At 57.2% G+C, this 21,562-nt stretch carries 18 protein-coding genes and 1 tRNA gene; 18 read left to right on the plus strand and 1 reads right to left on the minus strand.

All coding sequences use genetic code 11. The features are described from left to right. From BM174_RS18820 to BM174_RS18890, 14 genes are all read left to right on the plus strand, one after another. Positions 1-354, plus strand: a 354-nt coding sequence (locus BM174_RS18820; RefSeq protein ID WP_483883282.1) for an elongation factor Tu, incomplete at its 5' end; no start/stop codon positions are given. A gap of 323 nt (positions 355-677) precedes the next feature. Next, positions 678-753, plus strand: a tRNA-Trp gene (locus tag BM174_RS18825). A gap of 89 nt (positions 754-842) precedes the next feature. Beyond that, positions 843-1,550 (plus strand): hypothetical protein, encoded by a 708-nt coding sequence (locus BM174_RS18830; RefSeq protein ID WP_093925385.1) that lies wholly within the window; start codon positions 843-845, stop codon positions 1,548-1,550. A 119-nt stretch (positions 1,551-1,669) separates the two neighbouring features. Continuing rightward, a complete protein-coding gene (gene secE / locus BM174_RS18835) occupies positions 1,670-1,867 on the plus strand; it encodes a preprotein translocase subunit SecE (protein ID WP_093925386.1) in 198 nt (65 codons plus the stop codon). A 204-nt stretch (positions 1,868-2,071) separates the two neighbouring features. Beyond that, complete coding sequence (gene nusG / locus BM174_RS18840; protein WP_093925387.1) at positions 2,072-2,605, plus strand: transcription termination/antitermination protein NusG; 534 nt, start codon at positions 2,072-2,074, stop codon at positions 2,603-2,605. A gap of 173 nt (positions 2,606-2,778) precedes the next feature. Continuing rightward, complete coding sequence (gene rplK / locus BM174_RS18845; protein ID WP_093925388.1) at positions 2,779-3,204, plus strand: 50S ribosomal protein L11; 426 nt, start codon at positions 2,779-2,781, stop codon at positions 3,202-3,204. Between the two features lies 1 nt (position 3,205). Further along, a complete protein-coding gene (rplA, locus tag BM174_RS18850) occupies positions 3,206-3,904 on the plus strand; it encodes a 50S ribosomal protein L1 (protein ID WP_093925389.1) in 699 nt (232 codons plus the stop codon). A gap of 539 nt (positions 3,905-4,443) precedes the next feature. Next, a complete protein-coding gene (gene rplJ, locus BM174_RS18860; protein WP_093925391.1) occupies positions 4,444-4,959 on the plus strand; it encodes a 50S ribosomal protein L10 in 516 nt (171 codons plus the stop codon). Positions 4,960-5,034: 75 nt separating this feature from the next. Then, positions 5,035-5,409 (plus strand): 50S ribosomal protein L7/L12, encoded by a 375-nt coding sequence (gene rplL, locus BM174_RS18865; RefSeq protein ID WP_093925392.1) that lies wholly within the window; start codon positions 5,035-5,037, stop codon positions 5,407-5,409. Positions 5,410-5,699: 290 nt separating this feature from the next. After that, entirely contained in the window at positions 5,700-9,839 is a 4,140-nt protein-coding gene (gene rpoB, locus BM174_RS18870) for a DNA-directed RNA polymerase subunit beta (protein WP_093925393.1), read from the plus strand. A 94-nt stretch (positions 9,840-9,933) separates the two neighbouring features. After that, complete coding sequence (gene rpoC / locus BM174_RS18875; RefSeq protein ID WP_093925394.1) at positions 9,934-14,178, plus strand: DNA-directed RNA polymerase subunit beta'; 4,245 nt, start codon at positions 9,934-9,936, stop codon at positions 14,176-14,178. A gap of 191 nt (positions 14,179-14,369) precedes the next feature. After that, complete coding sequence (locus BM174_RS18880; RefSeq protein ID WP_093925395.1) at positions 14,370-14,813, plus strand: YqfO family protein; 444 nt, start codon at positions 14,370-14,372, stop codon at positions 14,811-14,813. A 128-nt stretch (positions 14,814-14,941) separates the two neighbouring features. Further along, a complete protein-coding gene (locus tag BM174_RS18885) occupies positions 14,942-15,757 on the plus strand; it encodes a glycosyltransferase (RefSeq protein WP_093925396.1) in 816 nt (271 codons plus the stop codon). Then, entirely contained in the window at positions 15,757-16,623 is an 867-nt protein-coding gene (locus BM174_RS18890; protein ID WP_093925397.1) for a DMT family transporter, read from the plus strand. Before BM174_RS18885 ends, BM174_RS18890 begins: the two co-directional genes overlap by 1 nt. Here BM174_RS18890 and BM174_RS18895 read toward each other — a convergent pair. Further along, positions 16,612-17,418 carry a putative rhamnosyl transferase gene (locus BM174_RS18895; RefSeq protein ID WP_093925400.1) on the minus strand — a complete coding sequence of 269 codons (807 nt, stop codon included), beginning with the start codon at positions 17,416-17,418 and terminating at the stop codon, positions 16,612-16,614. The two genes, BM174_RS18890 and BM174_RS18895, sit on opposite strands and share 12 nt — an antisense overlap. Before the next feature lie 383 nt (positions 17,419-17,801). On the opposite strand from BM174_RS18895, the gene rpsL reads away from it, so the two are divergent. From rpsL to BM174_RS18915, 4 genes are all read left to right on the plus strand, one after another. Next, positions 17,802-18,173, plus strand: coding sequence for a 30S ribosomal protein S12 (rpsL, locus tag BM174_RS18900; protein WP_009828243.1), 372 nt, complete (start codon positions 17,802-17,804; stop codon positions 18,171-18,173). A gap of 87 nt (positions 18,174-18,260) precedes the next feature. Then, the gene (gene rpsG, locus BM174_RS18905; protein ID WP_093925398.1) at positions 18,261-18,731 is read left to right on the plus strand and encodes a 30S ribosomal protein S7; all 471 of its coding nucleotides are present in this window, start codon (positions 18,261-18,263) and stop codon (positions 18,729-18,731) included. 93 nt (positions 18,732-18,824) lie between these two features. Continuing rightward, the gene (fusA, locus tag BM174_RS18910) at positions 18,825-20,951 is read left to right on the plus strand and encodes an elongation factor G (protein ID WP_093925399.1); all 2,127 of its coding nucleotides are present in this window, start codon (positions 18,825-18,827) and stop codon (positions 20,949-20,951) included. An 86-nt stretch (positions 20,952-21,037) separates the two neighbouring features. After that, positions 21,038-21,562: GTP-binding protein (locus tag BM174_RS18915; RefSeq protein WP_143092462.1), on the plus strand; the 525-nt coding region annotated here is incomplete at its 3' end.

The raw sequence follows: 21,562 nt of genomic DNA on the forward strand, positions 1-21,562 counted from the left end.
CTGCTGCGCGGTGTTGAGCGTGAAGGCGTTGAGCGTGGTCAGGTTCTGTGTAAGCCAAAGTCGGTGAACCCACACACAAAGTTCACTGCCGAGGCTTATATCCTCACCAAAGAAGAAGGCGGCCGCCACACGCCGTTCTTCGCGAACTACCGCCCCCAGTTCTACTTCCGTACAACGGACGTGACCGGTACGGTTCAGCTGCCCGAAGGTACCGAGATGGTTATGCCCGGTGACAACCTTCAGTTCGGCGTTGAGCTGATCGCCCCGATCGCGATGGAAGATGGTCTGCGCTTTGCGATCCGCGAAGGTGGCCGCACAGTCGGCGCCGGCGTGGTTTCCAAAATCATCGAGTGATTTGGGCATAGGGGCCCACGGGCCCCTGCACCATCCGCGCCTTTCGGGGCGTTGGTTTGAAATTAGGAAAGGCCGCAGCGGTGACGCTGCGGCCTTTTTCGTTGGGAAAGGGGGGCAGTGATGCCTGCCCAGTGGCAGAACCCCAACCGCCAATTAAATCTGTGTGTCGATTGCACGGGCTCTCGCATCTATTCATGAACGTAAATCGTTGCCGAAACAGGGCAGGATCGTCTCGAACTGCGCCTATCGAGCGCTTTTTCTTCAATGCCGGCCAATCGCCCCTTGATCGCAGATCAAATTGGGATTACCCCGACCACCGGCATAGGGGTTTAGCTCAGTTGGTAGAGCATCGGTCTCCAAAACCGAGGGTCGTGGGTTCGAGTCCCTCAGCCCCTGCCACCTTTACCGACATATTGTTGCCATACTCCCGTCAATAATATGTCGGAAATCTACGCTAGGTTTCTCATATCCGTGCGAGAGAGGCCGATATGACTGACACACCCAGAATCCCGCCTTCCGAGCCTGGCGACTCGCTGGACCCGTCTTCTTTGGCGGCCATCAGGGGGTTGCTGGAGGCCGAAGCGGATGATGCGCAGCCAAGTGCCACGCATGTGGCATCTGATCCACAAGTTTCACCTGACGCCGCCGACACGCCTGTTGCGCGAAAGCGGTCCCGGTTTCCCGAGCTTGGGCAGGCAGAGGCTGCCGAGGTCAAGCGCACCGGTAAACCCGCGTCAGCGCCCAAATCCACGCATGACATCCCCGCTAACGCCGTAGGCGGCATGGTTGCTAGGATGAAATCCGGTGCGGCTGGATATCGCCCCACGGTATGGCATGTGCTGGCCGCCTGCAGTGTGCTGATCTTGCTATTCCGGCCTTGGCTGGTTGTCGGGCTGCTGGTCTTGGGCATCTTTCTATTTGCGGGGGTGTTGCTGGTGCTGGGCTATGACGGTTTCTGGCAACAAGCGATGCGCCTTGCGCGGTGGCAAGCGAACCGGAATCCCGAGAAGTCAGAAGATATCCTGCGCAAGCTGGACGGCTTTGCCATGCGGTTCGACGCTTTCCTCGATCGCTTTCCCGAAGGGACTGTCGACGGGCTCTATCTGCCTGATCTGGGCATCACAACGGCTGCCGAAGCCCGCCACAATGCCGCTCTAGATCGCCGCTTTGACGGTTTGCGCGACGGCGGTACCTAAAACCCCTGCCACACCCCGCACCACCCTATGGCGGCGCTGGCGGGAGGCGCTGACTTCCTAGGCTTGTATCCGGACCCCAGAGCCGCTACATCGCGAACGGACAATCAAGGATAGGCGACATGGCAACTACAAATCCGCTCCAGTTCATTCAGCAGGTCCGCGCTGAAGTCGCCAAAGTCGTATGGCCGACGCGGCGCGAAGTTATGCTGACGACCGTGATGGTTTTCATCCTCGCGGCGCTGACGGCTGTTTTCTTTGCTGCCGTTGATATTATTATCCGTGGCGGGCTGCAGTCAGTCCTGAACATGTTCGTCTGAACGGCCTCGGCGGCGACGGAATTCCGTTTAATCCCTTGAAACCTCGGTCTGTGCGGGCTATTGCGCAGTCCTGACCTGATAGGGGGCGTGCGGCGATTCGAGTTGCGCGCCGATTTTTTGTTCAGGAAAGCCGGGTCACGGACCCGTTGACATATTCGGAATTGGCGCTGTAAGTCGCGCCGCAAGACAGGGACCAGAGTTCAGATGGCAAAACGGTGGTATTCGGTCAGTGTCCTGTCGAACTTCGAAAAGAAGATCGCAGAGCAGATCCGCACATCCGTGGCGGAACAGGGCCTTGAGGACCAGATCGACGAAGTCTTGGTCCCCACCGAAGAGGTGATTGAGGTCCGTCGCGGTAAGAAAGTTACAACCGAGCGGCGCTTTATGCCCGGCTACGTGCTGGTGCATATGGAAATGTCCGATGGCGGCTATCACCTGATCAACTCGATCAATCGCGTTACCGGATTTTTGGGCCCGCAAGGCCGCCCGATGCCAATGCGTGATGCCGAAGTGCAGGCCATTCTGGGCCGCGTGCAGGAAGGCGAAGAAGCCCCCCGTACACTCATCCACTTCGAGATCGGCGAAAAGGTCAAAGTGGCGGATGGTCCGTTCGAGGACTTCGACGGTATGGTTGAAGAGGTCGATGAAGATAACCAGCGCCTCAAGGTGACGGTATCGATTTTCGGTCGGGAAACGCCGGTCGAATTGGAATTCACTCAGGTCAACAAACAGATCTGAGCGTCAGGTGCGTGATGTGATGTCGCGCGCCCTCGCGGTCTGAAAGGGCTGTTCGTTTGTGGGAGGTTCAGGGCGCGCGCGCCCGATGCCGGACCACGCTAGCAAATGGACCATAGCGCGTTGTGGTTCTGTAGGGTGCGTGTTTCACGCACCGATGACAAAGGAGAAGGCCAATGGCCAAGAAACTCGTCGGTACGATGAAGTTGCAAGTTAAGGCGGGGCAAGCCAACCCGTCCCCACCCGTCGGTCCCGCTTTGGGCCAGCGCGGCATCAACATCATGGAATTCTGTAAAGCGTTTAACGCCAAGACAGCGGATATGGAGCCAGGCGCTCCTTGCCCGACCGTGATCAGCTATTATCAGGATAAGTCCTTCACGATGGACATCAAGACGCCTCCTGCGTCCTATTACTTGAAAAAAGCGGCCAAGATCAATTCTGGCGCCAAGACACCCAGCCGTGAAACAGTTGGCACCGTCACCACCAAGCAGCTGCGCGAAATCGCAGAAGCAAAAGCGGCTGACCTGAGCGCCAATGACGTTGAAGCGGCGATGAAAATCATCCTGGGCTCTGCCCGGTCCATGGGCATCGAGGTGAAGTAAGATGGCAAAACTTGGAAAACGCACAAAGTCGGCCCGCGAAGCATTCGCAGGCAAAGAGAACATCTCTCTCGAAGAAGCGGTCAAGCTGATCAAAGGCAACTCGAACGTCAAGTTCGACGAAACCATCGAGATCGCGATGAACCTTGGTGTTGATCCCCGCCACGCAGACCAGATGGTCCGCGGTGTGGTCGGTCTGCCAAACGGCACAGGCAAAACAATGCGCGTCGCCGTATTTGCCCGTGGCGCAAAAGCCGAAGAAGCCGAAAAAGCCGGTGCCGATATCGTTGGCGCAGAGGACCTGATGGAATCCATCCAGTCCGGCAAGATCGACTTTGACCGTTGCATTGCAACACCTGACATGATGCCAATCGTGGGTCGTCTGGGTAAGGTTTTGGGTCCACGTAACCTGATGCCAAACCCTAAAGTCGGCACAGTGACCATGGACATCAAGGAGGCCGTTGAGGCAGCCAAAGGTGGCGAAGTGCAGTTCAAAGCTGAAAAAGGCGGCGTGGTTCACGCTGGCGTCGGCAAACTGTCCTTTGACGAAGCCAAGCTGGTCGAAAACATCCGTGCCTTTGTTGGTGCGGTTGCCAAGGCCAAGCCATCGGGCTCCAAAGGCACCTACCTGAAAAAGATCAACCTGAGCTCCACAATGGGCCCAGGCGTGTCGGTCACGATCGAGAGCGCTTCTGGCGAATAAGCCGGACCACACGGATTGAATGGCGAAGGGCGGTGGTTTTCCACCGCCCTTTTGCGTTGAGTGCCGGGCGCGACATTGCCCCGTTCTGTGTGGCAGCGCTGGAATGGGGGGCAGGGGCCGTTTATGGCCGGCCTGAAGCGGGGCTGGTGGAATTGGTTGCACGGACCGCCTTCCTCGGGCAAGATCGCCCCACGGTGCCGCACGCGCCCGAGGAATGCCTTGCAACCGGTTGTGAAAATTTGGCCGGAACAATGTATTTCTCATTGCCCCCTTCACATCCGTTCTAAAATAAACTATTCGCCGCGTCTGTCGGTAGGGATATGTCACCATATTCCGATCGGCGATTCGTCCGAGACGGTGGGTGCCAGGGCTTCCTGACATAATTCCTGCCTGAGACGGGTAAAGCAAATTTTCTTCGGATCGCCCCAGTGGGTATGTCCGCAGCGATGCGCAGGACCCCGTAAGGACCCGAAAGTCGGGGCCATCAGTCCCGGCAAAACTGAGCCGGAGGGGTCACCCTCCCTTACTGGAGTGAAACTGTGGATAGAGCACAAAAAGAACAGTTGGTCGACGAGCTCGGCCAAATCTTTGAAAGCTCTGGCGTCGTTGTGGTAAGCCACTACGTCGGTTTGACAGTTGCCGAAATGCAGGACCTTCGCGCGCGTGCTCGTGCCGCTGGCGGGGCCGTGCGTGTTGCCAAGAACAGGCTCGCCAAGATCGCCCTTGAAGGGAAGCCATGCGAAAGCATCGGTGACCTTCTGTTGGGCATGACCGTTCTGACCTTCTCTGAGGATCCCGTGGCTGCGGCCAAGGTTGCTCAGGACTTCGCCAAAGAGAATCCAAAGTTTGTGATTCTCGGTGGTGCAATGGGTGAGAATGCGTTGGACGTCGCCGGTGTCGAAGCCGTGTCTAAAATGCCTTCGCGTGATGAGCTTATCGCTACTATCGCTGGCATGCTGGGCGCACCTGCATCGAACATCGCCGGGGCCATTGGCGCACCTGCAAGCAATATCGCTTCCATCTTGTCCACGATCGAGGACAAGGCGGCTGCGTAAAGCAATATCGTCAAGCTGGCGCAGGGTTGAACCTTCGCGTTGGAACACACATATCGTTAACGGAAAGAGCTAAACATGGCTGATCTGAAGAAACTGGCAGAAGAGATCGTTGGTCTGACACTGCTTGAAGCACAAGAACTGAAAACCATCCTGAAAGACGAGTACGGCATCGAGCCCGCAGCTGGCGGCGCAGTGATGATGGCTGGTCCTGCTGACGCCGGTGGCGCAGCGGCAGAAGAGAAAACCGAATTTGACGTCGTGCTGAAGAATGCCGGCGCTTCCAAGATCAACGTGATCAAAGAAGTCCGCGCAATCACCGGTCTTGGCCTCAAAGAAGCCAAAGACTTGGTCGAAGCCGGTGGCAAGATCAAAGAAGGCGTCGACAAAGCCGAAGCCGACGACGTGAAAGCCAAGCTGGAAGCAGCTGGCGCGGAAGTCGAGCTGGCCTAAGCCGCTTAAAAGGAGGTGTTTTCCTGAAAGGGAGAACAGACCGGAGTTTTCAAGAAACTCTGCTTTCCCTCATAAGAACCTTGGCTGGATGGGGTCTTTTCCCTGTCCAGCCAAACCTGTCTTGAAGGGTGCTTTTGCGTAAAGCCCCCCTCTGGAGAGGTCCAAAGGTCGGAAGGGTTGCGGTGGGACGCAGTCCAAGAATTGACCCGGATTTTCCGCTCTTAGGCCCGCGCCTCACGCCCCCGGTGAGCGCGCTTGGCCCGCAAGAGACACGAAAGGTGACACGACACATGGCACAATCCTTCCTTGGCCAGAAACGTCTTCGTAAATATTACGGCAAAATCCGCGAAGTGCTGGAAATGCCGAACCTGATCGAGGTTCAAAAATCCTCGTATGATCTGTTCCTGAATTCCGGCGATGCCGAGACACCCACCGATGGGGATGGTATTCAGGGCGTCTTCCAGTCGGTTTTCCCGATTAAAGACTTCAACGAGACCAGCGTGCTTGAATACGTCAAGTACGAGCTCGAAAAACCTAAGTACGATGTTGAGGAATGTCAGCAACGCGACATGACCTACAGCGCGCCCCTCAAGGTGACGCTGCGCCTCATCGTGTTTGATGTAGACGAAGACACAGGCGCCAAGTCCGTTAAGGACATCAAGGAGCAGGACGTGTTCATGGGCGACATGCCCCTGATGACGCCAAACGGAACGTTCGTTGTGAACGGCACCGAGCGGGTGATCGTTTCCCAGATGCACCGCTCGCCCGGCGTGTTCTTTGACCACGACAAGGGCAAGACCCACTCTTCGGGCAAGCTTTTGTTCGCCTGCCGGATCATCCCGTACCGCGGCTCTTGGCTCGATTTTGAATTCGACGCGAAAGACATCGTCTTTGCGCGGATCGACCGTCGCCGCAAACTGCCGGTAACCACATTGCTGTACGCGCTTGGTCTCGACCAAGAAGCGATCATGAACGCCTATTACAAGACCGTGACCTACACGCTTGAAAAGGGCAAAGGCTGGGTTGCACCCTTCTTCCCTGATCGTGTGCGCGGTACCCGTCCGACCTATGACATCGTTGATGCCGCGACTGGCGAAGTGCTGTTCGAAGTCGGTAAGAAAGTCACGCCACGTGCGGTCAAGCAATTGATCGACGAAGGCAAAGTCACCAACCTGCTGCTGCCGTTCGAGCATATCGAGGGCAAGTTCGTGGCGTTGGACATCATCAACGAAGAAACGGGCGCGATTTATGTCGAAGCCGGTGACGAGTTGACGCTGGAATACGACAAAGACGGCACGCTCATCGGCGGCACGGCGAAAGAACTGGTGGACGCCGGTATCACCGATATCCCGCTTCTGGATATCGATAACGTCAACGTCGGTCCGTACATGCGTAACACAATGGCGCACGACAAGAACATGAACCGCGACACCGCGCTCATGGACATCTACCGCGTCATGCGCCCGGGCGAGCCGCCCACCGTTGAGGCCGCTTCCGGCCTGTTCGACACGTTGTTCTTCGACTCGGAGCGCTATGACCTCAGCGCGGTTGGCCGCGTCAAAATGAACATGCGTCTGAACCTTGATGCCGATGACACACAGCGCACCCTGCGCCGTGAAGACATCGTTGCTTGCGTCAAGGCACTGGTTGACCTGCGCGACGGGCGTGGCGACATCGACGATATTGACCATTTGGGCAACCGTCGTGTGCGCTCGGTCGGCGAATTGATGGAAAACCAGTACCGTGTTGGCCTGCTCCGTATGGAGCGTGCGATCAAGGAACGTATGTCATCTGTCGAAATCGACACGGTGATGCCACAAGACCTGATCAACGCAAAACCGGCGGCCGCTGCTGTGCGCGAATTCTTCGGCTCTAGCCAGCTGTCGCAGTTCATGGACCAAACCAACCCTCTCTCCGAAGTGACGCATAAGCGTCGCCTGTCGGCGCTTGGACCAGGCGGTTTGACCCGTGAGCGTGCCGGTTTTGAAGTACGTGACGTTCACCCGACCCACTATGGCCGGATGTGTCCGATTGAAACGCCGGAAGGCCCGAACATTGGTCTGATCAACTCGCTGGCGACTTTTGCCCGCGTGAACAAATACGGCTTCATCGAAACACCCTACCGTAAGGTTTCGGGCGGTGTTGTGTCCGACGAAGTTCAGTACATGTCCGCAACCGAGGAAATGCGCCACACTGTGGCGCAGGCCAACGCGCACCTTGATGAGAACATGAAGTTTGTGAACGATCTGGTCAGCACCCGCAAGTCGGGGGACTACACGCTGTCGCCCTCGACCAGCGTTGACCTCATCGACGTGAGCCCAAAGCAGTTGGTGTCCGTTGCGGCCTCGCTGATCCCCTTCCTTGAAAACGACGATGCTAACCGCGCTCTGATGGGTTCGAACATGCAGCGTCAGGCTGTGCCACTGCTGCAAGCAGAAGCACCGCTGGTGGGCACGGGTATCGAAGAAGTTGTAGCACGGGATTCCGGTGCGGCTTACATGGCCAAGCGTGGCGGTATCATCGACCAGGTCGATGCCAGCCGTATCGTTATCCGCGCCACGGAAGACCTTGAGCTGGGCGACGCGGGTGTGGACATCTACCGCATGCGTAAATTCCAGCGTTCGAACCAGAACACCTGCATTAACCAGCGTCCGCTGGTGAAGGTCGGCGAGACGGTTCAAAAAGGTCAGGTTATTGCCGATGGTCCGTCCACCGACATGGGTGAGCTGGCCTTGGGCAAGAACGTGGTCGTCGCGTTCATGCCGTGGAACGGTTACAACTACGAAGACTCCATTCTGATCTCCGAGCGTATCTCGCGGGACGACGTCTTTACCTCGATCCACATCGAGGAATTCGAAGTCGCCGCCCGTGATACCAAGCTTGGGCCAGAAGAAATTACCCGCGACATTCCCAACGTTGGTGAAGAAGCGCTGCGCAACCTCGACGAGGCTGGCATCGTGTACATCGGCGCGGACGTGGAGCCGGGCGATATTCTGGTCGGCAAGATCACACCAAAGGGCGAAAGCCCGATGACACCGGAAGAAAAGCTTCTGCGTGCCATCTTTGGTGAAAAAGCCTCTGACGTGCGCGACACCTCGTTGCGCGTGAAGCCGGGCGATTTCGGTACGGTCGTCGAAGTGCGCGTCTTTAACCGCCATGGTGTGGAAAAAGACGAACGTGCGCTGCAGATCGAGCGTGAAGAAGTCGAACGTCTGGCCCGTGACCGCGACGACGAACTCGCGATCCTTGACCGGAACATCTATGCGCGTCTGCGTGAGATGATCATGGGCAAGATTGCTGTCAAAGGTCCGAAAGGCATCAAGTCAAACAGCCAGATCACCGAAGAGATGCTCGACGAGCAGCTGACACGTGGTCAGTGGTGGCAGTTGGCGCTGGAAGACGAAGACGACGCGAAAATCGTCGAAGCCCTGAACGAGCAGTACGAGATCCAGAAGCGGACCTTGGATGCGCGTTTCGAAGACAAAGTCGAAAAAGTCCGTCGTGGCGACGATCTGCCTCCGGGCGTGATGAAAATGGTCAAAGTGTTCGTGGCGGTGAAGCGCAAGCTGCAGCCGGGCGACAAGATGGCCGGTCGTCACGGCAACAAGGGTGTGATTTCGAAAGTGGTGCCGATGGAGGACATGCCGTTCCTCGCAGATGGTACTCCGGTCGATTTCTGTCTGAACCCGCTGGGCGTTCCATCGCGTATGAACGTTGGTCAGATTCTCGAAACCCACATGGGTTGGGCCGCACGCGGCTTGGGGATCAATATCGACGAAGCACTGCAGGAATATAAGCGCTCCGGCGATTTGACCCCAGTGCGCGAAGCGATGAGCCACGCTTATGGCGATGATGTCTACGAAGAAGGCATTGCCGGCATGGACGAGGAGACGCTGGTTGAAGCGGCGCAGAACGTCACACGCGGTGTGCCGATTGCAACGCCGGTCTTTGACGGTGCCAAGGAAGCAGACGTCAACGACAGCCTCAAGCGGGCCGGTTTCGATACCTCCGGTCAGTCGGTGCTGTTTGACGGTCGCACAGGCGAGCAGTTTGCCCGCCCCGTGACTGTCGGCGTCAAGTACCTGCTGAAACTGCACCACCTTGTGGACGATAAAATCCACGCGCGTTCCACTGGTCCATACTCGCTGGTCACCCAGCAGCCATTGGGCGGTAAAGCGCAGTTCGGTGGTCAGCGCTTTGGTGAGATGGAGGTCTGGGCTCTGGAAGCCTACGGCGCTGCATACACCCTGCAGGAAATGCTGACTGTGAAATCGGATGACGTTGCAGGCCGGACGAAGGTCTATGAAAGCATCGTTAAAGGCGAGGACAACTTCGAGGCCGGTATTCCGGAATCGTTCAACGTTCTGGTCAAAGAAGTCCGAGGCCTCGGCCTGAACATGGAACTCCTGGATGCGGAGGATGAAGAGTAAGGCCAACCGGAATTTTCAAAATTCCGGTCCGGTCTCTTGCCAAGAGACCGGGCCTGCTCTCCGCCGCTTTCGAGAATAAATCTAAGGATTGAAAATGAACCAGGAACTGACAAACAGCCCGTTTAACCCGGTTGCTCCGGCTAAAACATTCGACGAGATCAAAGTCTCTCTGGCCTCGCCAGAGCGGATCCTGTCGTGGTCTTTCGGCGAGATCAAGAAACCTGAAACCATCAACTACCGTACGTTCAAGCCCGAGCGGGACGGTCTGTTCTGCGCGCGCATCTTTGGCCCGATCAAAGATTACGAATGCCTCTGCGGTAAGTACAAGCGCATGAAATATCGCGGCGTTGTTTGCGAAAAGTGCGGCGTCGAAGTCACGCTGCAGAAGGTCCGCCGCGAGCGGATGGGCCACATTGAACTGGCCTCGCCCGTTGCACACATCTGGTTCCTCAAGTCGCTGCCAAGCCGCATCGGCCTGATGCTGGACATGACGCTGCGCGATCTGGAGCGGGTGCTCTATTTCGAAAACTACGTTGTGATCGAGCCCGGCCTCACCGACCTCACCTACGGTCAGATGATGACCGAAGAAGAGTATATGGACGCACAGGATGCGTTCGGCATGGACGCGTTCACCGCGAACATCGGTGCCGAAGCGATCCGTGAAATGCTGGCCGCGATCGACCTTGAAGCCGAAGCTGACACGCTGCGCGCCGATCTGAAAGAGGCGACAGGCGAACTGAAGCCCAAGAAGATCATCAAGCGTCTGAAAGTCGTAGAGAGCTTCCTCGAATCCGGTAACCGCCCCGAGTGGATGGTTCTGACCGTGATCCCCGTGATACCGCCAGAGCTGCGCCCGCTTGTGCCGCTGGATGGGGGCCGTTTCGCGACGTCCGACCTGAACGACCTGTACCGCCGTGTGATCAACCGGAACAACCGTCTCAAGCGTCTGATCGAACTGCGCGCACCTGACATCATCGTCCGCAACGAAAAGCGGATGTTGCAGGAATCCGTCGATGCTCTGTTTGACAACGGCCGTCGGGGCCGCGTCATCACCGGTGCCAACAAGCGCCCGTTGAAGTCGCTGTCCGATATGTTGAAGGGTAAGCAGGGCCGCTTCCGTCAGAACCTTTTGGGCAAGCGCGTCGACTTCTCCGGTCGTTCGGTCATTGTGACCGGTCCGGAACTCAAGTTGCACCAGTGCGGTCTGCCCAAAAAGATGGCGCTCGAACTGTTCAAGCCGTTCATCTACTCGCGTCTCGAAGCCAAAGGTCTGTCTTCTACTGTGAAGCAAGCCAAGAAACTGGTGGAGAAAGAGCGTCCCGAGGTTTGGGATATTCTGGATGAAGTGATCCGCGAACACCCTGTCATGCTGAACCGTGCGCCCACGCTGCACCGTTTGGGCATTCAGGCGTTTGAGCCGGTTCTGATCGAAGGTAAAGCCATCCAGCTTCACCCGCTGGTCTGCTCGGCCTTCAACGCTGACTTTGACGGTGACCAGATGGCCGTGCACGTACCGCTGAGCCTTGAGGCCCAGTTGGAAGCGCGCGTCCTGATGATGTCGACCAACAACGTTCTGTCGCCTGCCAACGGCGCGCCGATCATTGTTCCTTCGCAGGATATGATCTTGGGTCTGTACTATACGACCCTTGAGCGTGAAGGCATGAAAGGTGAAGGCAAGGTCTTTGGTACCGTGGACGAGGTTCAGCACGCGCTGGACGCCGGCGAAGTGCACCTGCACACCAAGATCAAGTCGCGGATCAAGCAGATCGATGCTGAAGGCAACGAAGTGATGGTCCGTTTTGACACCACGCCGGGTCGTGTGCGTCTGGGGGCCTTGCTGCCGCTGAACGCCAAGGCCCCGTTTGACTTGGTCAACCGTTTGCTGCGCAAGAAAGAAGTGCAGCAGGTCATCGATACCGTCTACCGTTATTGCGGCCAGAAGGAATCGGTTATCTTCTGTGACCAGATCATGACCTTGGGTTTCCGCGAAGCTTTCAAAGCGGGGATTTCCTTTGGTAAAGACGACATGCTGATCCCTGACTCCAAATGGCCGCTGGTTGACGAAACCCGCGAACAGGTGAAGGATTTCGAACAGCAGTACATGGACGGCCTGATCACTCAGGGTGAAAAGTACAACAAAGTTGTCGATGCCTGGTCCAAGTGTAACGACAAGGTCACTGACGCCATGATGGGCGCCATCTCGGCCAAACAGACCAACGAAGACGGTTCCGAAAAAGAGCCGAACTCGGTCTATATGATGGCTCACTCCGGCGCACGTGGCTCGGTTACCCAGATGAAACAGCTGGGCGGGATGCGTGGTCTGATGGCCAAGCCGAACGGCGACATTATCGAGACACCGATCATCTCGAACTTTAAAGAAGGTCTGACCGTTCTGGAGTACTTCAACTCTACCCACGGTGCCCGTAAGGGTCTGTCGGATACAGCTTTGAAGACGGCGAACTCCGGTTACCTGACACGTCGTTTGGTTGACGTCGCGCAGGACTGTATCGTGCGTCAGCATGATTGCGGGACCGAGACAGCGATCACAGCAACTGCTGCTGTAAACGACGGTGAGGTTGTTTCCTCGCTGGCGGAGCGTCTGTTGGGTCGTGTGACAGCCGATGACATCCTCAAGCCGGGCACAGACGAAGTGCTGGTGCCTGCGGGTGGGTTGATCGACGAACGTCTGGCCGATGCCATCGACGAATTCGCAGTTCAGGTGGCGCGCATCCGCTCGCCGCTGACCTGTGAGGCCGAAGAAGGCGTCTGCGCGATGTGCTACGGTCGTGACCTTGCACGCGGTACTTTGGTGAACCAGGGCGAAGCGGTGGGTATCATCGCGGCGCAGTCGATCGGTGAACCGGGTACTCAGTTGACCATGCGTACCTTCCACATTGGTGGTGTTGCGCAGGGTGGACAGCAGTCCTTCCAGGAAGCATCGCAGTCCGGTAAAATCGTGTTCGACAACGCTTTGACCCTCGAGAACGCCGCAGGCGAGATCATGGTGATGGGCCGGAACATGAAGCTGCAAATCATCGACGAAAACGGTGACGAGCGCGCCAGCCATAAAGTCGGTTACGGTACCAAGCTCTTCGTCAAGGAAGGTCAGCAGATCGTCCGTGGTGACAAGCTTTACGAATGGGACCCCTACACACTGCCGATCATCGCCGAGAAGTCCGGTATGACCAAATTTGTCGACCTTGTGTCCGGCATTGCGGTCAAGGACGAGACGGATGATGCAACCGGCATGACCCAGAAGATCGTGATCGACTGGCGTGCAGCACCCAAAGGTAACGAGCTGAAGCCGGCAGTCATTCTGGTGGGTGAAGACGGCGAGCCTTTGCGCAACGATGCGGGCAACCCGATTACCTATGCGATGTCTGTTGATGCGGTTCTGTCCGTCGAGGACCAGACCGAGATCAAGGCCGGTGACATCATTGCGCGTATCCCGCGTGAAGGTGCCAAGACCAAGGACATCACCGGTGGTCTGCCTCGTGTGGCCGAACTCTTTGAGGCACGTCGCCCCAAGGACCACGCCATCATCGCGGAAATCGACGGCTACGTCCGCTTTGGCAAGGACTACAAGAACAAGCGTCGCATCGCGATCGAGAGCTCCGAAGATCCGGATCACAAGGTCGAGTACATGGTGCCCAAGGGTAAGCACATTCCGGTTGCGGAAGGTGATTTTGTCCAGAAGGGCGACTATATCATGGACGGCAACCCAGCGCCGCATGACATCCTTGCCATCATGGGTGTCGAAGCGCTGGCGGACTACATGATCGACGAAGTTCAGGACGTTTACCGCCTGCAGGGTGTGAAGATTAACGACAAGCACATCGAAGTCATCGTGCGCCAGATGTTGCAGAAGTGGGAGATCCAGGAATCCGGGGATACCACGCTGCTCAAAGGCGAACATGTCGACAAGCAGGAGTTCGATCAGGCCAACGAGAAAGCACTGAAAAAAGGTGGCCGTCCTGCCAAGGGCGAACCAATCCTGTTGGGTATCACCAAGGCGTCGCTGCAAACCCGCAGCTTCATCTCGGCGGCGTCCTTCCAGGAAACCACCCGCGTGCTGACCGAAGCCTCCGTGCAGGGTAAGCGCGACAAGCTGGTCGGTCTGAAAGAGAACGTCATCGTGGGCCGTCTGATCCCAGCCGGTACCGGTGGTGCGACCATGCAGATGCGCAAGATCGCAGCCGACCGCGACAATGTGGTTATTGATGCACGCCGCGAAGAAGCGGAAGCAGCAGCAGCCCTTGCCGCGCCGGAGCCAGCCAAAGATGTGGTTGGTGGCGATGTCTTCAGCAACATCCCACACGACGAGGAAAGCCGCGATTAATCGCAGGCCATAATTTCTTGGAAAGCCCTCGCAGCGCACCGCTGCGGGGGCTTTTTCGTTACCAGAGGGTGTGCGGGAGCTTTGTGCCAGAATGGCGAGAGCCAGCTTTCGCGCAGCTTGGCCACGGCCGCTGGAGTTGCCAGATCGACCTATGCGGTTATACCTGATCTCTCATAGCATCGGAGACGCCCATGACACTGCCCACGCTCGACGCCAGCCGCTTCCAGTCAGAACAAGGGTTGCGGGTGATCATCCAGACGCCTGATGCGCATGCTCAGAAAATCGTTGACGCGGTGCTGGAGGTCGCGACCCTTCAATACGGCGACTATGACAGTGTGACGTTCAAAACCGTTGTAGGCACCCAGCAGTTTCGGTCCTTGGGTAGTGGCCATAATGCCGCGACCGAAGCTGTGGTCGAGGTGCCTTGCGTCGAGCTTTCGTTCTTTCTGCCCGACGATGCAGAGAAGGCAGGCGCAGTGCTGAAGGCGGTCTATTGGGCACATCCTTATGAGGAGCCGGTGGTTTTTGTGCAAAGCTGCCTGCGGACGCTGCACATTCGCGGGCTGGATGAAGACAACTCCAACAGATTCTGGAACGCGCCGCCGCAGGATTGGGTGCCCAAAGAACACCAGTAAGCACATCACCTTGCTTTGCTGTGTCGGACGGGTGGCACCTGATATACTTCGCGACAAATTCCCGTCATGAGTGCTTCTATCGCTGCAATCCTTGCACTAAGCTTCCATGTAATTGAGCAGAGGCAGGCATGGCGCAGAACTTTAATTTGCAGATCAAAGGTTTGGTCCGGTTTTCCTATCTGTCAAAGGGCGGCTTTGCGCTCTCTGATAAAGACCCTGAAGCGATCCGCGAGATCCTGTATGACCCCGAGCGTTTGGAGCGGCGGTTCGCCTTGTTCGAGCGTCTGGCGCTTCCATCAATCCGCAACCAGCTGGATAAAAACTTCACCGTCGGCGTCCTGATCGGCAAAAGCTTTCCCAAGGAAGCGCGGCAGCATTTGGAGGCGATCACCGCCAATGTGCCGCAGGTACAGATTATCGCTCTGCCGGAGATGGTACATTACACCGCGATCAAACGCGCCTTCGCGGCAATGCCGGACCTGCCCGACGCAACCCATACTGCGACATTCCGGCTTGATGACGATGACGCCATGCACCGGATGACCACGCGGCGCGTCCGGCAGCTTGCCAATGCGCTGCTCGCGATCCGTGGTGATAAGACTGCCTTTGCGCTGGCTTTCAATCGCGGGTTCTATCTGGATGTCGGCAATCAAGAGCAGCCGATCACCGAGTGGTATGAGAAAACGCCGCTGGGTGTCGGGCTGGCACTGGTCGCCCCGAAGGACGACAAAGTGAACGTCTTCCGGCGCAATCACCGCAAGCTTGGAGAGTATTTCGACTGTTACACCGAAGTCGAGAAACCGATGTTCATCCGTTCGGTGCATGCCGGTAACGATTCTGGCGCTGCCCCGACGGGGCGCAAAGGCGTGTTGCGTGAAAAAGAAATTATCCGTCACCTCAAGCGCGGCTTTGGCATGACGCTCGAAGATCTCAGGAACGTCTAATGACCCCCAACCAGATCGGGGCCCTGTTGATGATGGGCTCCATGGCCTGTTTCACGTTAAACGATACATTGATTAAACTGACGGCAGGAGCGGTGCCGCTGTTTCAGCTGATTTTTCTCCGAGGACTTTTGACCACATCGATGATTTTGGCGGCGCGCGGGCGGATGGGGAAAATGCCGCTGCGTTTCGGGCGGCGCGACTGGGGCTTTGTCGGGCTACGCGCCGTGGCCGAGGTTGCCAGCGCCTATTTCTTCTTGTCGGCCTTGGTGCATATGCCGCTGGCCAATGTGTCTGCAATTTTGCAGGTGCTGCCTCTGTCGATCACGCTGACTTCGGCTGTGTTGCTCCGCGAGCCCGTGGGGTGGAAGCGCATGTCGGCAATCGTTGTGGGATTTGTCGGCGTATTGATGATCGTCAAGCCGGGGGCCGAAGGGTTCAACATCTGGTCGGTCTATGCGCTGTTGGCGGTGGCCTGCGTCACGGTACGTGATCTCGCGACGCGGCAGATTTCCTCCGCCGTGCCCGCGATGAGCGTGACCTTGGTCACGGCTGTCGTGATAACGGGTGCCGCAGGGCTGGGATCGCTGACGGAAGTTTGGGCGCCGATCACCCGCGAGTTGGGCAGCTTGATCGTCGGTGCGGCAGTATTTGTTCTGGGCGGTTATTTCTTTTCCATCAACGCGATGCGGGCGGGAGATGTGTCGTTCGTAGCCTCCTTCCGCTATACGGGGTTGATCTGGGCCTTGATGCTGGGTTGGCTCGTCTTCGACCATTGGCCCAGCACTCTTACCCTCGCAGGCGGTGCCATTGTCGTGGCGACGGGCATATTTACGCTTTACCGGGAACGCAAACTGTCACGCGCCTGAAAACACCCGCTTCACATGGTCGATATCAATGGCAAACCGGTCGCGGAAAATCTTGATTTCGGCGTCGGTCAGGGGTTTCACCGGAATTTGCTTAACCGGCTTTTGCCGCGAGTCGTTGTAACCGTTATGGCTGCGCACCCACATCGGTGGCTCGGAAAAACTGATTGTGGGCATGAAGCGCGAGATCTTCTCATGGGCAAAATTCATGATCGTCATGGGGCAATCGCCGCGGATATACATGCCCAATGACGCCACATAAAACTGGCGGAAAATCTCGGTCGCACTGATCCCCTCGGGTCCAAATTCGGCGACATAGCCATTGTTCCAGTCAAAGGCCACGGTTTTGTGCTGCGCCAGCAGGGGGGCCACATCGCGGGCGGCCTCGCGCAGACGCTGGATGAAGTCGACAGAAACTGCGTCATCGTCATCATAGCGAAATTGCAAGCAGGGTTCCGACGGGTCGAGCCGCGCTGCGTTAAGAATTTCTTTCATCACCTCGCGCTGGTTGCGCGGCGGTTCCTTGTGCAGCAGGGCCTGCGGAAAATCGGCAACCAGATCGGCCAGCCGTTCTTCGTGCTGTTTGGGAAACTGGTCGCCGATGACGATGATCAGGCTGAAATCGGGATCGGTTTGCGCCTTCAGGCAGGGCAGGGCGACGGTTTCGAGCAATTGGAATCGCTCTTCGAGGCGGTTGTGATCATATAGGTAGGCGATACGCTTCTCGATGGTCTCATGCTCGACCTGAAAACCACCAAGGGCGGGGTAGGAAAAGCGGCACAGTCCGATTGTTTGCATGGTACCAAAACCCTTGTCCGGCAGGAATTTACCGGAGTATGCAAGCAGCACGGGAGGCGGAGCAAGCATGATCTGTGCCGCGAGGTCCGGCAGATGGCGCGCGCCGCACGCCGCAAGGGGGCGGCTGTTGACACCCCCGCCACAACCTCCTATACGCCCGCTATCTCGGCAGCAGAACCATTCTGTCGCCTGACATCATATCTGTTCGTGGTCACGTCCGGTCTAATGCTGATCCGGTCCTCTGTAACCCCACCGCTTCGCTTTCCTCGGTACGGGAGTGTGGCGGTGTTTTCGCTTTGCTGACGCGCAGGGCGGTCGACTTTAAACCGCATGGGGGGCGTCCTCGTGCACTCTTTTGTGAGCTAAACGGGGATAATACCGGAATGCCAACGATCCAACAGCTGATCCGCAAGCCGCGGCAGCCGAAAATCAAACGTTCGAAATCACAGCACCTTGAGCAGTGCCCGCAAAAACGCGGCGTCTGCACACGGGTTTATACCACAACGCCTAAAAAGCCGAACTCGGCCATGCGTAAAGTCGCCAAAGTGCGCCTGACCAATGGTTTCGAGGTCATCTCCTACATCCCGGGTGAAAGCCACAACCTTCAGGAACACTCTGTGGTTCTGATCCGCGGCGGTCGTGTAAAAGACCTTCCCGGTGTGCGTTACCACATCCTGCGCGGTGTTCTGGATACTCAGGGCGTTAAAGACCGTAAGCAGCGTCGTTCGAAGTACGGTGCCAAGCGTCCGAAGTAAGTCACGGGTGGGGGCCTTCCCCCCGCCGCCACATCCAGTCTGTACGGCAAAGCACGGCTTTGCCCCCGCCAAGAGGAAGACACTGATATGTCACGCCGCCACGCCGCTGAAAAACGCGAAGTCCTGCCGGACGCCAAATATGGCGATCTGGTTCTGACGAAATTTATGAACAACCTGATGATCGACGGCAAAAAGTCGGTTGCAGAGCGTATCGTTTACAACGCGATGACCCGCGTTGAAGACAAGATCAAGCGCGCCCCGATCGAAGTGTTTCACGAAGCGCTGGAGAACATTCAACCATCCGTCGAAGTGCGTTCGCGCCGCGTCGGTGGTGCCACCTATCAGGTGCCGGTTGAAGTGCGCCCCGAGCGCCGTGTTGCACTGGCGATCCGCTGGTTGATCAAAGCGGCCCGCGCGCGCAACGAAAATACCATGGAAGAACGCCTTGCAGGCGAGTTGCTGGACGCTGTTCAGTCACGTGGTACGGCCGTTAAGCGCCGCGAAGACACGCACAAGATGGCCGACGCCAACAAAGCGTTCAGCCACTACCGCTGGTAATTCGAGCGGGATTATCCCGCTCTCAAAGATCGGGGCCTCGGTGCGCGAGGCCCCTGACGACATTGACGTAGACACACCTGAGGAAGCAGCCCCATGGCACGCGACTATCCGCTCCAACGCTACCGCAACTTCGGCATCATGGCCCACATCGACGCCGGCAAAACCACCTGCTCGGAACGTATTCTGTTCTATACGGGCAAATCGCACAACATCGGCGAAGTGCACGATGGCGCGGCCACCATGGACTGGATGGAGCAGGAGCAGGAGCGTGGCATCACGATTACCTCCGCTGCGACCACCACATTCTGGCAGCGTCAGGAAGAGCCCACAAAAGAGGCGACTTCTGACACCAAGTACCGCATGAACATGATCGACACCCCTGGCCACGTCGACTTCACCATCGAAGTTGAACGCTCGCTTGCGGTTCTTGATGGCGCGGTTGCCGTTCTCGACGCCAACGCCGGTGTCGAACCACAGACCGAAACTGTTTGGCGTCAGGCCGACCGGTACAAAGTTCCACGGATCGTGTTCGTCAACAAAATGGACAAGATCGGTGCCGACTTCTTCAACTGTGTGAAGATGATCAAAGACCGTACCGGTGCGACACCAGCCCCGATCCAGATTCCAATTGGCGCCGAGACCGAGCTGGAAGGCTTGATCGATCTGGTGACAATGGAAGAATGGGTCTGGGAAGGCGAAGATCTGGGCGCAAGCTGGGTCAAAAAGCCGATCCGTGACAGCCTGAAAGATCTGGCTGACGAATGGCGTGCCAACCTCATCGAGATTGCGGTCGAGATGGACGACGAGGCGATGGAAAACTATCTTATGGATGGTGCCGAGCCCGACGTAGACACGCTGCGCAAGCTGATCCGTAAGGGCACGCTGGCGATCAAGTTCATTCCGGTTCTGTGTGGCTCTGCCTTCAAGAACAAAGGCGTCCAGCCGCTGCTGAACGCTGTTATCGATTATCTCCCCAGCCCGCTGGACGTTGTCGATTACATGGGCTTCAAACCAGGTGACGAAGAAGAAGCACGTGTCATCCCGCGCCGCGCGGACGATGACATGGCATTCTCCGGTCTTGCGTTCAAAATCATGAACGACCCCTTCGTTGGCTCGCTGACCTTTACCCGCATCTATTCAGGCAAGCTCAAAAAGGGCGACAACCTGATGAACTCGACCAAAGGCAAGAAAGAGCGCGTTGGCCGGATGATGATGATGCACTCGATCAACCGTGAGGAGATCGAAGAAGCATGGGCTGGCGATATTATCGCGCTTGCAGGTCTGAAAGACACCACCACAGGTGACACCCTGTGTGATCCGCAGGATCCGGTTGTTCTGGAAACGATGACTTTCCCCGATCCAGTGATCGAGATTGCCGTCGAGCCTAAGACCAAAGCCGACCAGGAGAAAATGTCTGCGGGTCTGGCCCGTTTGGCTGCAGAAGACCCATCCTTCCGCGTGGAGACCGACATCGAGTCCGGTCAGACCATCATGAAGGGCATGGGCGAACTGCACCTCGACATTCTGGTTGACCGTCTGAAGCGTGAATTCAAGGTTGAGGCGAATATCGGTGCACCGCAGGTGGCGTATCGTGAAACCGTCAGCCGTGAAGCTGAAATCGTCTACACCCACAAAAAGCAGTCGGGTGGTTCGGGTCAGTTCGCTGAAGTTAAGCTGGTCATCACGCCAACAGAGCCGGGCGAAGGTTACTCCTTCGAGTCGCGCGTTGTCGGTGGTTCGGTGCCAAAGGAATACATTCCGGGCGTCGAAAAAGGGATCAAATCTGTCATGGACTCCGGTCCTCTGGCGGGCTTCCCTGTGATCGACTTCAAAGTGGCGTTGATCGAAGGCAAGTACCACGATGTGGACTCCTCGGTTCTGGCATTTGAAATCGCGGCCCGTATGGGCATGCGTGAAGGCATGAAGAAGGCCGGCGCCAAGTTGCTGGAACCAATCATGAAAGTCGAAGTTGTGACACCGGAAGAGTATACCGGCGGGATCATCGGCGATCTGACTTCACGTCGCGGTCAGGTTCAGGGTCAGGATACCCGTGGTAACGCGATTGCAATCGACGCATTCGTGCCACTGGCGAACATGTTCGGCTACATCAACACACTGCGTTCGATGTCTTCGGGCCGTGCGAACTTCACCATGCAGTTCGGCCATTACGAAGCCGTGCCGCAGAACATCTCTGACGAGATCCAGTCCAAATTCGCTTAATCGGTGCGGCGGGGTTATCCCCGCCCTACCAACTTCCGTAGGGCGGGGATAACCCCGCCGCCCAACACGACAAAAGGAGCCACACCATGGCAAAGGCAAAGTTTGAACGTAACAAACCACACGTCAACATCGGCACAATCGGCCACGTTGACCACGGTAAGACGACGCTGACGGCGGCGATCACCAAGTATTTTGGTGACTTCAAAGCGTATGACCAGATTGATGGCGCGCCCGAAGAAAAAGCCCGCGGCATCACAATCTCGACCGCGCACGTGGAATATGAGACCGAAGCGCGCCACTATGCGCACGTCGATTGCCCCGGCCACGCTGACTATGTGAAGAACATGATCACCGGTGCGGCGCAGATGGACGGCGCGATCCTGGTTGTGAACGCTGCTGACGGCCCGATGCCACAGACCCGCGAGCACATCTTGCTGGGCCGCCAGGTGGGTATCCCCACAATGGTTGTCTACATGAACAAAGTGGACCAGGTTGACGACGAAGAGCTGCTGGAACTGGTGGAAATGGAAATCCGCGAGTTGCTGAGCAAGTACGAGTATCCTGGCGACGATATGCCAGTGGTTCCCGGCTCGGCCCTGCACGCGATGAAC

The sequence above is a fragment of the Sulfitobacter brevis genome (assembly GCF_900112755.1).
In the GTDB taxonomy this organism is placed as follows: Bacteria; Pseudomonadota; Alphaproteobacteria; order Rhodobacterales; family Rhodobacteraceae; genus Sulfitobacter; species Sulfitobacter brevis.

Coding starts and splice junctions, on each gene's coding strand:
- BM174_RS18830 (WP_093925385.1), top strand. CDS start 843: ATGACTGACACACCCAGAATCCCGCCTTCCGAGCCTGGCGACTCGCTG.
- secE (WP_093925386.1), top strand. CDS start 1,670: ATGGCAACTACAAATCCGCTCCAGTTCATTCAGCAGGTCCGCGCTGAA.
- nusG (WP_093925387.1), top strand. CDS start 2,072: ATGGCAAAACGGTGGTATTCGGTCAGTGTCCTGTCGAACTTCGAAAAG.
- rplK (WP_093925388.1), top strand. CDS start 2,779: ATGGCCAAGAAACTCGTCGGTACGATGAAGTTGCAAGTTAAGGCGGGG.
- rplA (WP_093925389.1), top strand. CDS start 3,206: ATGGCAAAACTTGGAAAACGCACAAAGTCGGCCCGCGAAGCATTCGCA.
- rplL (WP_093925392.1), top strand. CDS start 5,035: ATGGCTGATCTGAAGAAACTGGCAGAAGAGATCGTTGGTCTGACACTG.
- rpoB (WP_093925393.1), top strand. CDS start 5,700: ATGGCACAATCCTTCCTTGGCCAGAAACGTCTTCGTAAATATTACGGC.
- rpoC (WP_093925394.1), top strand. CDS start 9,934: ATGAACCAGGAACTGACAAACAGCCCGTTTAACCCGGTTGCTCCGGCT.
- BM174_RS18880 (WP_093925395.1), top strand. CDS start 14,370: ATGACACTGCCCACGCTCGACGCCAGCCGCTTCCAGTCAGAACAAGGG.
- BM174_RS18885 (WP_093925396.1), top strand. CDS start 14,942: ATGGCGCAGAACTTTAATTTGCAGATCAAAGGTTTGGTCCGGTTTTCC.
- BM174_RS18890 (WP_093925397.1), top strand. CDS start 15,757: ATGACCCCCAACCAGATCGGGGCCCTGTTGATGATGGGCTCCATGGCC.
- BM174_RS18895 (WP_093925400.1), bottom strand. CDS start 17,418: ATGCAAACAATCGGACTGTGCCGCTTTTCCTACCCCGCCCTTGGTGGT.
- rpsL (WP_009828243.1), top strand. CDS start 17,802: ATGCCAACGATCCAACAGCTGATCCGCAAGCCGCGGCAGCCGAAAATC.
- rpsG (WP_093925398.1), top strand. CDS start 18,261: ATGTCACGCCGCCACGCCGCTGAAAAACGCGAAGTCCTGCCGGACGCC.
- fusA (WP_093925399.1), top strand. CDS start 18,825: ATGGCACGCGACTATCCGCTCCAACGCTACCGCAACTTCGGCATCATG.